Source organism: Microbulbifer mixtoriginis (SeqCode), from assembly GCF_052466715.1.
In genome coordinates this window covers 3304353-3316847 of the sequence record NZ_CP174288.1, presented here as the reverse complement: position 1 = coordinate 3316847, position 12495 = coordinate 3304353, and the positions used below count along the sequence as shown (strand labels likewise).

The following is a 12495-nucleotide window of genomic DNA, read 5'->3' as shown; positions in this document are numbered from 1 at the left end:
CATGGAAGAGTGGGGGTGATGATGATCCTATTGCGCTGGCTTGCGCGAAAGTTCTGGTTGTTATCGGTAAGCTTGGTGATTGCCCTGGCGATCCTTGTACAAACCGGACGCCTGCTATCGCCTCAAGTTGAGGAATATCGCCCGCAGATCAGCCGTTGGCTCAGCGGCCAGTTGGGAGTTCCGGTGCAGATGGACCGTATCTCCCTGCGCTGGGAAGCACTGCAAGTCTCATTACAGCTCGACGGACTGCGCCTGGGGCAGAAGGGCGAGTTGCGTATGGGGCACGGCCTGTTCCAACTGGATTTGCTCGCCAGCCTATGGAATCGTGAGCTGGTGTGGAAAGACCTGCAAATGCACGCCTTTACTGCTGGACTCAGCCGGGATGAGCAGGGCGAGTGGCGTCTGGACGGCTTCCCCGATATCTCCCTAAAGCCTGACGGCAGGGTTGTGTCCAATCCCAAGGCAGCGGACCCGGCACGACTTTTCCAGTTGAGCCCCAAGGTCTGGATCAGCGATGCGGCAATCACTGTCAGGCTGCCTGATGAGCAGGTTGCCGAGCTCAACTTGCCACAAATCTCTCTGGAAAACCGAGGTGATTTTCATCGTCTTACGGCCCGCGCTTTTATCTCCCGCGAAGGCGAAGAGCAGGCTAGCAACACTGAGACTCTCCGCCTGGTGTTGGAGGGGCGTGGTAACCCGCGCAATAAAAAACAATTTTCACTGCGAGGTTATATGCAGCTCAATGAGCTGCTGTTGGACCAGGATATTGTGTCACTACTCCATCAGTTGACCCCGCTACCCGACCGATTTCATTGGAGTGGGCGTAAGTGGGCGGATGGACGCCTGTGGCTGCACAGCGATGCGAGCAGTGGTTATCGGTTGGTCGGACGAGTAGACCTTGCTCAGGTATCAAACTTGGATCAGCCAGAAGAGGCGCCGAAGAAAAGCAGCCAGGGCAAAAGTCAGCATGAAAGTAGTGATCTGGTACAAAACAGAGATCACATAATGGCACCTTTACGGGCGCTTTCTGGAGATATTTCTGGTCGCTGGCTGCCCGGTGAACATTGGCGTTTGGCTTTACAGGATACCCAAATCGATTGGCAGGGCTTGCAGATGCCGCCGCTAAACCTGCAGGTTAGTAACGACCTTCGGGGAGTAGCACTGTCCGCAGATGTGATCGATTTAGCGGGATGGAGCGATATTCTCACTCGGCTGGATGTTTTGCAGGGTGCTGCAGGCGAGTGGTTGACGTCCCTGAAGCCTTCTGGCCAGTTGCGACGCGTGCAGCTGCGCAAAGAAGCGCAAGGTGCGGTGAGCCTGAGTGCCAATTTGCACAATATCAGCACACAGGCATTCCGCGGTGCGCCATCAGTGGCCGGCTTGAGTGGCTACATGGAGTTTGCCGGTAACGATGGCCGGGTGGAATTGGATGGCTCGAACTTGCAAGCAGGGTTTCCAAATCTTTACTCCGAGGCATTCTCTTTTGAGCAAGCCAGCGGTACTTTGGCCTGGAGCCTTAGTAAGGATTCGAATGAAATCAATGTCTTCTCTGGCCCTTTGCTATTAGATGGAAATCTGGGCGAAGTTCGCGGGCAGTTTTTGTTGTCCCTGCCTTTCCATCCTCAGAGTCGTCCAACGGATTTACTCCTGTCGCTTTCTCTGCGTGATGCGGATGTTGGCGTTCAAGAGAAGCTGGTGCCGACAAATGTCAGTGAAGACTTGCGCAGTTGGTTGAATGAGGGGCTGGGCAACGGAAATCCTGGTCGGGTTGAGACTGCCGCATTTATTTACCGTGGCAGCAGTTATCGCAAAAATGGCAAGGATGAGTCATTACGTGCGCTGGGGGCTCACAATAAGCGTCAAACAGTACAGTTGGCTGCAGACTTTTCTGGCGCCAATCTTAAGTATGCCGACGAATGGCCTAAGGTTCAGTCTGTTGATGGCCTACTCAGGCTGGATGATGGCAATGTTTCTGTCAGCGCAGACAAGGCCCGTGTTTGGGGAGTGGATGCGCATAAAGTATTAGTGGAAGTAACCCCACTGAAAGATAAAGGCTCACGTCTGGATGTGACCGCCCAGCTTCAGGGGCCGGCTGCTGATGGTTTGCGCTTGTTGCGCGAATCCCCTTTGCGCAAACAGCTCGGCAATGCTTTTGATGAGTGGTTGTTGTCGGGAGATATTCGCGGGCAGCTGAACCTCACTCAGCCCCTGGGTGGCGCTTCAGTATCACCAGCTCAAAGAGTTGAATTGCAGTTGAGTCGTGGTGATTTACAGCTGCAAAATCTGCGCTTGCATGCTGAGGCTCTGGCTGGTGATGTCATTTTTGACAGCGATACAGGACTCGAAGGTACTAAGCTGAAAGGTCAGCTCTGGGGGCGGCCAATAAATGCGAGCATCCGTCATATAGGTGATGCCGATGTGCGCGATACGCAGGTGGTCGTGGATGGCAGTGCCAGTACTGAGTCGATCTACAGCTGGAGCCAGCGTCCCGAGCTGAGATGGCTTGAAGGTACCATGGGTTATCAGGCATTTATTACCATCCCAGCAAAATCTAAAGAGGCTCCCTATGCTGCAGTTTTCGAGCTGACCTCAAATCTTGCTGGTGTGGCGGTAAACCTTCCGGAGCCCCTGGCTAAGCCCTCTGAAAGTAAAACGAATTTTGTATTGCGTGCCCCCATTGGTGATCAGGGCAGCTTATTTCACCTGAATTACGGTGAGCACCTGCAAGGGCAGTTTTGGCTGGTGGACGGAGCTCTTGAGCGAGCGGCTATTGCGCTCAATGCCGAGGCGAAATTACCTGAAGAAAGAGGGGTGAGTATCCTTGGCGACATTTCCAATGTTGATTTACCCCGCTGGGAAAAGCTACTGGGCGTTTACCGAGATGACTTATCGGTTCTCGAAGAGTCATCCGCTCGGCCCGAACAAGCACCATCACTGATTCATAAGGTGCAAGCAGGCAACCTGGATGGCCTGACTGCACTTCCCCAAAGTGGACAGACAACTGACAATGTTTCCAGTCCACTGCCGATTAGTCTCGACCTAAGCACAGATAGCCTGCAATTGGGAACAGTGGCTATTGAGCATATTCATGTCACTGGCGGAGGAGCGGGTTCAAAGTGGCAGTTAGATTTTGATAGTGAAATGGCGGCGGGAAGACTTTCGGGAATGCTCGGTGGGCAAAAACCTCTGCGTTTAAAGTTGGCGCATTTACGCCTTCCTGCTCCTGAAGAGAGGCAGACTATTTCCGGCGCTACATTGGCTGAGCAGCCCTTTGCGGAAGAGTTGTTGGACCCCTGGGCCGATTTTAATTTTCAGACGTTGCCAGCCCTGGATTTCAGTACGGAAAGTCTGCGAGTGGGGGATGAGGAGCTCGGGCGCTGGTCTTTTGACGTTCGGCCATCCGAAGACCGCCTGGTTCTAAGCGATATTCGCGGTAGTGTCCGCGGGTTTCACCTGCAGGGGCGTGGTGGTGGTGAAAAAGCCTTGGGAGCGCAATTGATGTGGATGCGTGATGCGGAGGGCAATAATTCCTCTCAATTTATTGGGCGCCTGGCAGCCGATGATCTCGCTGATATTCAGCGTGAGATGGGGCATGAACCGCTTATTGAAAGTAAGTCTGCGACCTTTGATACAGCCTTGCGCTGGGATGGGTCTCCGGCCATGGCCAAGGGTAGTTTGCTCTCGGGAGATTTGAAAATAGATATTCGCGATGGCCGCTTCCTTCGTTCCACCGGTACTGCTGGCTCAACGGTCTTGCGCTTGTTATCGCTGTTTAATTTCGATACCTGGGCGCGCCGCTTGCGATTGGATTTCTCCGACCTTTATAAGAGTGGTATGGCTTTCGACCGAGTGCGTGGAGAGGTCGTGTTCGAAGGGGATGGGCAGTTGTTGATTGCAGTGCCTATTCAGGTTGAGGGGCCAACCAGTGAGCTGCAGATGGCGGGAAGGGTCAATTTATTGCGGGAAGATTTGGATTTGACCCTGGTGGCGACTTTGCCAGTAAGTAACAACCTAGCCCTGGTTGCCGCTCTTGCTGGGGGATTGCCGGCTGCGGCAGGCGTTTATCTCATTAGTAAAGCGTTTAAAAAGCAGGTGAAGAAGATGGCCAGTGTAAGTTATCGCATCAGCGGTGACTGGGCTGACCCTCAAATGCGTTTTGAGAGACTCTTTGATGGAGATGGTGCCGAGCGTCAGGGGGCCGCCTCTGAGGCTGCTGGGAAACAGGCAAAACCGGATCAGGGAATCAGTCGTGCACCAACGCCTCCTTTGGCGGATGAAGCGGGCTCTTAGCCTGCTTATTGGGAGGATACATTTCCAGAAAGAGCTCAACTGCATGTGCATCTAGTTCTCTATCCTATTAGGTAGGTATAACTGAGTGAGGACAGGAGTTTGCAAGATGGTGAGGTCCCCGGCCTTATGGCCCCTGTTGGTGTTTGCCCTGATTCTATCGGCCTGCTCTGAGGCTGATGACCAAAGAATCCAGAATATGACAGTGGCGGAAGCCAAATCACGTATAGCTGAAGGCAGAGGGCTAGAGCAGATCCCCAAGTCGGTATGGAAGCAGCTACTCCCCGAGGACCGTTACAAGGTTCTCTGGCAGGGAGATACGGAGCGGGCTTTTAGTGGCAAATTGTTATACAACGAAAAAGAAGGTGTTTATGTCACCGCAGGCTGCCGTCTGCCGGTTTTTAGTTCAAAACACAAGTTTAAATCGGGTACTGGTTGGCCCAGCTTTTGGGATGTGGCCTTTCCGCAGAATATCGTATTAAAGGATGATTTCAGTTGGGGGCTCAGGCGCACAGAGGTATTGTCCAAATGCGGAGAGCACCTGGGGCATGTGTTTAAGGATGGTCCACCACCGACAAACCTGCGGTATTGCTTGAACTCGCTGGCCTTAGATTTTGAGCCGGCCGGGGATGTCAAACAATAATCGCTAGATCTCATACTATCTTTGTCTGATTTTTGGTTTGAGCGAGACTCTTCTGTAGTTTTAATTGATGCAATTTGGCTTTGGTATAACTCAATGGAGTTTATGGGCGGAGCAGAACCGCCCGTGTGACATGCGGTGGGTGAATGAGAACTACTGTGATGCCTGAATAAAGAAATCACGCAGGTAGCGGAACAGCTTGCGCTGATTGCTGGGTGGTTTGCTGTTTTTGATCTCACGCAGGGAGTCGCGTACCAACTGCCGTAAATGCTGGTGGTCTACCTGGGGGTACTGGTCAAAAAAGGTACCCTGGGCACTATTACCTTCTTCGAGTAGGCGTCTGCGCCAGTCTTCGGCCATTTTATCGAAGCGCAGGTGCTGCTGGTCTCGCTCTTTAAATTTATTCAGCACGGCTGCTATCGCTTCGTGATCTGCACTGCGCATCAGCTTGCCAATATACTGCATTTGGCGACGGCGAGCCTCGTTGGACTTGATTCGCCCCAAGGTGTCTATTGCCTCGCGCATATCCTCATCAATGGGCACCTCGGCGAGCTGGGCTTTAGATAGTTCGGTTAATTGCTTCCCCAGGGCCTGCAGCTCGTGCATCTCCTGTTTTACCTGCGTCTTGCTCTTGGGCAGGTCTTCATCGTCGTATTCGTACATCTTCAGTTCCGTATAAAAGTTCCGGATCGTACCGGCTCTGTTTGAGCGGGGAGTGTATTGCCTTTCAGCCAAAATACCAGGTGGCGAGGCCAAGGAAGGACATGAACCCCACCACATCGGTGACGGTTGTCAGTGCGACACTACCGGCTAATGCCGGATCGATTTTTATTGCCCGCAATACAACCGGTAAGATTGCTCCTGCCATCGCTGCCACAATCAAATTGATTACCATGGCCGCAACAATAATGACCGCAATGGTAATGTCGTCAAACCAGAGTGCAGCGATTAGCCCCATCACCAGAGACCAAAGCAGGGCATTAAGGCATGCAGAGCCGAGCTCCCGCGAGAGTAGCCAACTGAGGTTACTTTTGCCTATCTGGCCCAGAGCCATACCCCTGATCACCACGGTGAGTGTCTGGCTGCCGGCCACACCCCCCATACTTGCGACAATCGGCATCAATACCGCCAGGGCAACGACCTTTTCCAGCGTATTCTGGAACAGACTGATTACCCATGAGGCCAGAAGGGCTGTGAGCAGATTGATACCGAGCCAGAGGGCGCGCCTGCGCGCAGTGCGCCTTACCGGAGCAAAGGTGTCCTCTTCTTCATCGAGGCCCGCCATACTCATCAGGGAGTGGTCGGCGTCTTCGCGGATAACATCGACGATATCGTCGATTGTAATTCGACCCAGCAGGCGGTTGTGTTCATCCACTACTGGTGCGGTGATCCAGTCGTACTTTTCAAACAGCCGGGCTACCTCTGTATCGCGCATATCCGCGGGAATTGGCTCCACATCAGTATTGACGACCTCGCGTACCGTGACAGAGGGGTCTGTGGTGAGAAGCTTTGAAAGCGGTAGCAGCCCGATATATTGGCCACGTCGGTTGACTACAAATAAGCTATCGGTGGATTCCGGCAGCTGCTCATGGCGGCGCAGGTAGCGCAGCACCACATCCAGGCTTAAGTTGGGGCGCACCGAGATAGTATCGGTGTCCATCAAGCCGCCAGCGGTATTCTCATCGTAAGCGAGTACGCTTTCCACCCGCAGGCGGTCGGTTTCGCTCATTGCTGAGAGGACTTCAGAGACGACGCGTTCGGGGAGCTGCTGAAGGATATCGGCGATATCGTCCGCATCCAGCCCCTCCATAATCTCCACCATCTCCTCGGTATCCATGGTATCGAGGATTTGGCTGCGCACTTCATCGGTGAGCTCTTGCAGTACTTCACCTTCGACATCGCGATCAATCAGGTTCCACAGAACCTGGCGAATACGCGGGGGGGAGCTTTCCAATAGCTGTGCAATACTCTGCGGGGTCAGGGTTTTGAGCATGCGCCGGACTTCCTGCCCGGTGCCACTATCGAGGGCGGCGAACAACTCGCTGAGCTGGTTTTGCGCGCGGAACTTGATTTCGGCTTGGGGTGGGCTGGACACGATAAATCCTTACTGCTCAGCGGTGTTTAGGGAGTAGAGACCATAAGAAAGTCGCGGCGTTATTACGCCATGGCGGACTCTATCCAGAGCCGCTCGCCTTTGCAAATTACTCGGCTTCACCGAAGCGCTCTGAGACGAGAGTACAGATAGCTCCGAGTGCATCACTCTCATCACGGCCCTCAATCTCCAGCTCCAATTCTGTACCCTGCCCGGCGGCGAGTAACATAAGCGCCATAACGCTCTTGCCATCCACCGATCTATCGCCACAGTGCACTTTGATGTTGGAGGAAAAGCGGGCAGAGGTTTGGGCAAACTTACTGGCTGCGCGGGCGTGCAGCCCGAGCTTGTTAATGATGGTAAGGTGCTTTTTTTGCATTACGTGCCACCCACAAGGGAAAGCTAATTAATTTTAGCAAGAATTTTAATTGAGATTAGTAATCTACTTTTGAAACTATATATTAGGTATTCGGCCTTACCTGAGTAGGATTTATCAAATGTTGCAATAGACTGTGGATTTTATCATTGTGCAGGTGGGTCGGTATATTTAATTGTAAGATAGGAGCTTTAAGTGAGTAAACAATAATGATTTTGCCTGGAGCTCTTAGCAATAGCTGTTTCTTGACCTCCTTTAAGTGCTTAGTAATTTAAATGAGGGTCTTTCTGTAATTTGCTTGTAAAGCTCATAATATACTTTATAAACGCAGTCAAATACCCGCTTGTTTTACCCTTTCCTTTTCTACTTTTTGGTATTAAGGTTGATGAATTCCTGCTATACCTTAAGCTAGACAGCTGATCTTTGCCCTAAATAAAGCTGTCAAAATAATGAGTATAAATAGTTGGGGTTCTTAGAGTCTTTCGAGTTCAATCAACCACCCAATATTTTTGTTATGGTCGTCATTAAATGATTGAAATTTTAAGGTTTTAAATCTATTTTTTGAAAAGATGCCTAATACATCGTTCATTTCTCCTGCTGTTAGGGCTGCTTTTTGTTGGTCTTTGGAGCGGGCTGCTGAGGCGTCGAGCTCAGACTCAAGGAAAGATATGAATTTTTCTTTGGTTGTTGAGTCAGAGATTAGTCTCGTTGAAAAAAAATTGTTGATGGAGTTTCTAAGGAAGCTTGTAATAGCAGCTTTTGGATGCCTTTTGATTAACTCTTCGATGCAGTTTACTAGGCTTTCTAATTTGGTTGAAGTGGATACAATTTTTCTTTCGAGCTGCTGAATAGAGTGAATGGTGCCAATATGTTCAAGGAATAATTTGGTCTGATCTAAAATTTTCAGCTTTTCTTTGGATTCATAATATGCTGAAAGCTCTTCTTCGCTACTTTTTGAAAGTTCTGAGTCCTTGCTGTGGCAGATCGCTTTGAGCGTTCCGCCAACTTTAAGGCAGTGCGCTATGCTTGGGGCGCTTTTTTCTATGTTGGAATATTCAAGGCCATACTGGGAGGTTATCAAATCAAACTGTTCATTTAGTAAGTGGATTTTTTCTATAGGCATTTCTGGGTGAAATTTTATTGTTTCAAGAATATCTTTGTGTCGGGGATTTTTGTTTGTCTCTTGTGGATTAATCATAGCTGCATCAGCGGCGTGGACAATGATGTGTCGTTTGTTTTCTAAGGCCTCTTGGGCTATTAAAATGGCGATTGCTCCATTGCCGGATGCAATATCCAAGATGTGAGCTTGAGTTTCAAGCTTGGATGCCAAGCTTCTCCAGTAGAGGCCTATAGCTCCACAATAGCTATCAGGAAGTTCTTGAGAGAAAGAGGTTGGGTAACCTTGTTGCCAGAATCTAGACCACTGTTCTAGGTTTTCCATATGCGTACCTCCGTATATTGAGGTTTGCTATCGTGCCAATTATTATCAAAGTAATCAATCTCTCTATTGTTTATCAAGGGCTGTTTATCGTATTTTTTAATGCTGTGCTCTTAATGCTTTACTGCTATTTCATACCTGATATGTTGTTTAGTGTTTGAAAGTTATTCTTTTGTTGTTCGCGGTGACGGACTTGAATATTGCCAAATTTGTGGAGAAAAGTGCGTGCCAGTTGTTCAACCATATAAACTGAGCGGTGTCTCCCTCCGGTGCAGCCAATGGAGATGCAGGTGTAGCTGCGATTGCTCTCCTGGAAAGAGGGTAGCCAGCTCTCAAGGAAACCGGTGATATCTGCTTCCATCTTGTTAGTTTTGGGGTGGGAGCGTAAAAATTCGGCTACTTCATGGTCCAATCCGGTTTTTTTCCTAAGATTGGGCTCCCAGTAGGGGTTTGGTAAGCAGCGCAAGTCGAACATCAGGTCGGCATCCACTGGCACCCCATATTTAAAGCCGAAAGACTGGAAAAGTATTGCCATCCCTTCCGAATGTCCGCCCACTACGCGGCTTCTAATCAGCTCCCGTAACTCGTGCAAACCGAGGCTACTGGTATCTATCACCATATCCGCCATGGCTGAGACGGGTGTTAGTAGCTCTCTTTCTTGTTTCAAGGCTTCGAGCAGGTGGGTGCAATCATTACTTAGGGGGTGTTTGCGGCGGGTCTCGCTGAAGCGCTGTACCAGTACAGGTTCGCGGGCGTCCAGGTAGATTACATCACACTCTACGCCGGTACTGCGCAGGGCTTCAATAACACGGGGGGCCTGTTTGATATCCTGCCAGAGGTTGCGAGCGTCTATTCCCAGGGCAAGGGGGGTATCCCCTTTAGTCGTTTGTTGCTCAGCCCGCTTGATGAGTTCGGGTAGCAGGCTAATCGGCAGATTGTCGATGCAGTTAAAGCCCGCATCTTCGAGTAGTTGAAGTGCGGAGCTTTTACCAGAGCCGGAGCGGCCGCTGATGATAATCAAGCGCATGGGGACCCCCTCTTTTTAGCTCTTTATATCATTTAATAGTTAATTAAATGGTATTTATATTCCTGGCGGTAATTTATAAGTCGTGACTCCGGAATCGGATTACCAGGTATGGGCGCAAAGCAAGAATCAGGCCGCTGCGGCTGAATCTATAGCTAGGGCGTAGAGTGCGTCGCTAGTGTCAGCCTGCCTCAACTTGTCCCGGACCTGGGTGTTAGAGAAGAGCGCAGCGATTTCTGCCAGTGTATCTAGATGTTGTTGTTCCGAATCTTCAGGGACCAGCAAGACAAAGAGCAGATCGACAGGCTGTCGGTCGATAGCGTCGAAATCTATGGCGGGTTCTGTAGTGCAGAGCACGCCAATGGGGTGCTCACATCCAGGAAGACGGCAGTGGGGGATAGCCACACCTTCGCCAATTCCTGTGGAGCCTAGACGCTCGCGTGCAATCAGTTGGTTGAATATGGTGTCAGAGTCATGCTGTGGATATTGTTCGGCTACAGCCTGGGCGATATTGAGCAGCAATTTTTTTTTGCTGCTCCCCGCCAGATGGCAAAGGCTGAGGCGGGGAGAGAGTAAAGCTTCCAGTGTCATAGTTCAGCGGTGGTTCTGCAACTTCTCTTTGTGTTTCTTCAGTTGGCGGTCCAGTTTGTCTGTAAGCGAATCAATGGCCGCATACATGTCCTTGTCTTCCGAACCCGCGCAAAGATCGTGACCATTGATATGTACTCGGGCTTCGGCTTTCTGGATCAGCTTGTCTATGGATAGGATGACTTGCGCGTTGGTTATATTGTCATAATGCCTTGAGAGCTTTTCCAGCTTGTTCTCACAGTAGCTGCGCATTGGCGAGGTAACGTCGACGTGGTGACCACTAATATTGATCTGCATGGATTTCTCCTTACCAGGTGCATCACATTACGGCGAGCCTCCTTTCGGGTCGCAACCCTACTAGGAAGTGGCCCAGAATGGAAGGATACACTCAAAGTTTGGAGTTCGGTTGCGAAAGTGTAGTAATTGGTGCCAGGTTATGACTTGGCCTACCTCATGAGTCGAAACCCAAGCGGCCCCTTTAGACCAAGCGTTTTCGCTCGCTGGAGGAGGGAATTCCCATTGACTCGCGGTATTTCGCCACAGTGCGGCGGGCTACTTTAATACCCTGTTTATCGAGTTCTAGGGTAATTTTGTTATCTGAGAGCGGCTTGCGAGGGGTCTCTGCGTCAATCAGCTTGCGGATCAGTGCGCGGATAGCGGTTGAAGAGGCATCCTCACCGGAGTCTGTGCTGACGTGGCTCGAAAAGAAATACTTGAGCTCAAACACGCCGCGAGGCGTGAGCATGTATTTCTGGGTGGTCACCCTGGATATGGTCGATTCATGCATGCCAATAGATTCAGCAACATCTGCCAGCACCATAGGTCGCATGGCTTCCGGGCCTTCTTCAAAAAAACCTTGCTGCTTTTCGACAATACAGTTGGCTACTTTGAGTAAAGTCTCGTGGCGACTCTGCAGGCTTTTCATAAACCAGCGTGCTTCTTGCAGGTGATCCCGCAAAAAATTGTTATCTCTGGAGTTGTCGGCACGCTTGACCAGGGAGGCGTAGTGGTCATTGATACGGATCTTTGGGGTGATCTCTGCATTCAATTCTACGTGCCAGCGAAGGGTTTTGCGGGAAACGACAATATCCGGAATTACATAGTCCGGCTCTTGCCCGCCATAGCTCTCTCCCGGACTGGGATTTAAGGTCTGGATTAGGCGAATGGCCTCGCCTAGCTGGGCTTCAGTGAGCCGTGTGCGTCGACTCAACTGGCGAAAATCCCTTTTGCCAAGTAAGTCCAAGTGTTTCTCAATAATGTTTTGCGCTTGGCTTAGCCAAGGGGTATTTGGCGGCAACTGCTGCAGTTGTAATTGCAGGCATTCTTTGAGATCCCGAGCCCCGCAGCCAGCGGGATCAAACTGCTGAATAGCCTTCAGAACCGCGAGCACCTCATCTTCATCGATCGATAAAGAGGTGGCGACATCCTGTACAGAAGTGCCAAGGAGGCCGCTGGGGGCTATGCCATCAATTAAGTTTTCACCGATCCACTTATCCTGCTCAGATAAGGGGGTCAAGTTCAGCTGCCAGCGTAGATGATCCTGAAGGCCGATGGAGGTGGAGTTACGCTCATAGCTGGATGAATCTAACTCGTGGCTGCCGCTGTTATTGGTGTAGATATCATCCCAGCGCGAGTCGACGGGCAGCTCATCAGGAATTGCCTGGTCCCAGTCCCCCTCGGCCAGTTCGCGCTCTTCTACCGGCTGTGTTGTGTTTTCCGGTGTTTGTTCAGACCGTGGTTGATTTTCATCCACCTTTACGGATTGCTCTTCGCTATCCGCTTCCAGCATCGGGTTGTTGTCCAGTGCTGCCTGGACCTCCTGTTGCAGATCGAGTGTGGAGAGTTGCAGTAGGCGAATTGCTTGCTGCAACTGGGGAGTCATGGTCAGCTGTGTGCCGAGCTTGAGCTGGAGAGACTGCTTCATAGTGGGGCGCCGCAGGCCGATAAGACAGGGTGTCGATCAAATTGTCCTAAGATGGCGCAGACTACCCCTCTCTCCAATCTATTACAAGCAATAAGCGTGCCGCTCCTGGCGTGATAGCTGGTGCTA

The 12495-nt window shown here is 51.0% G+C and carries 10 protein-coding genes; 2 read left to right on the top strand and 8 right to left on the bottom strand.

The window, feature by feature from the left end; translation table 11 throughout:
• The first annotated feature begins 18 nt into the window (after positions 1 to 18).
• Together ACJJH9_RS14695 and msrB are read left to right on the top strand one after the other, a co-directional pair.
• Positions 19 to 4290: a YhdP family protein gene (locus ACJJH9_RS14695; protein WP_444923218.1), complete on the top strand. Its 4272-nt coding sequence runs from the start codon at positions 19 to 21 to the stop codon at positions 4288 to 4290.
• Positions 4291 to 4396: 106 nt separating this feature from the next.
• Positions 4397 to 4930 carry a peptide-methionine (R)-S-oxide reductase MsrB gene (msrB, locus tag ACJJH9_RS14690; RefSeq protein ID WP_444923217.1) on the top strand — a complete coding sequence of 178 codons (534 nt, stop codon included), beginning with the start codon at positions 4397 to 4399 and terminating at the stop codon, positions 4928 to 4930.
• A gap of 150 nt (positions 4931 to 5080) precedes the next feature.
• On the opposite strand, the gene yjgA is transcribed toward msrB, so the two are convergent.
• The 8 genes from yjgA to ACJJH9_RS14650 form a co-directional block, all read right to left on the bottom strand.
• Positions 5081 to 5590: a ribosome biogenesis factor YjgA gene (yjgA, locus tag ACJJH9_RS14685; protein ID WP_444923216.1), complete on the bottom strand. Its 510-nt coding sequence runs from the start codon at positions 5588 to 5590 to the stop codon at positions 5081 to 5083.
• Positions 5591 to 5654: 64 nt separating this feature from the next.
• Positions 5655 to 7022, bottom strand: a complete 1368-nt coding sequence (gene mgtE, locus ACJJH9_RS14680; RefSeq protein ID WP_435583621.1) for a magnesium transporter — start codon at positions 7020 to 7022, stop codon at positions 5655 to 5657.
• 106 nt (positions 7023 to 7128) lie between these two features.
• The gene (locus ACJJH9_RS14675; RefSeq protein ID WP_444923215.1) at positions 7129 to 7398 is read right to left on the bottom strand and encodes an HPr family phosphocarrier protein; all 270 of its coding nucleotides are present in this window, start codon (positions 7396 to 7398) and stop codon (positions 7129 to 7131) included.
• Positions 7399 to 7867: 469 nt separating this feature from the next.
• Positions 7868 to 8836 carry a class I SAM-dependent methyltransferase gene (locus tag ACJJH9_RS14670; protein ID WP_444923214.1) on the bottom strand — a complete coding sequence of 323 codons (969 nt, stop codon included), beginning with the start codon at positions 8834 to 8836 and terminating at the stop codon, positions 7868 to 7870.
• Between the two features lie 124 nt (positions 8837 to 8960).
• Positions 8961 to 9860: an RNase adapter RapZ gene (gene rapZ, locus ACJJH9_RS14665; protein ID WP_444923213.1), complete on the bottom strand. Its 900-nt coding sequence runs from the start codon at positions 9858 to 9860 to the stop codon at positions 8961 to 8963.
• A 126-nt stretch (positions 9861 to 9986) separates the two neighbouring features.
• The gene (gene ptsN, locus ACJJH9_RS14660) at positions 9987 to 10448 is read right to left on the bottom strand and encodes a PTS IIA-like nitrogen regulatory protein PtsN (RefSeq protein ID WP_444884027.1); all 462 of its coding nucleotides are present in this window, start codon (positions 10446 to 10448) and stop codon (positions 9987 to 9989) included.
• Between the two features lie 3 nt (positions 10449 to 10451).
• Complete coding sequence (gene hpf / locus ACJJH9_RS14655; RefSeq protein WP_252083002.1) at positions 10452 to 10742, bottom strand: ribosome hibernation-promoting factor, HPF/YfiA family; 291 nt, start codon at positions 10740 to 10742, stop codon at positions 10452 to 10454.
• Positions 10743 to 10923: 181 nt separating this feature from the next.
• On the bottom strand, positions 10924 to 12369 hold the full coding sequence (locus ACJJH9_RS14650; protein WP_444923212.1) for an RNA polymerase factor sigma-54: 1446 nt from the start codon (positions 12367 to 12369) through the stop codon (positions 10924 to 10926).
• Between the last annotated feature and the right edge of the window lie 126 nt (positions 12370 to 12495).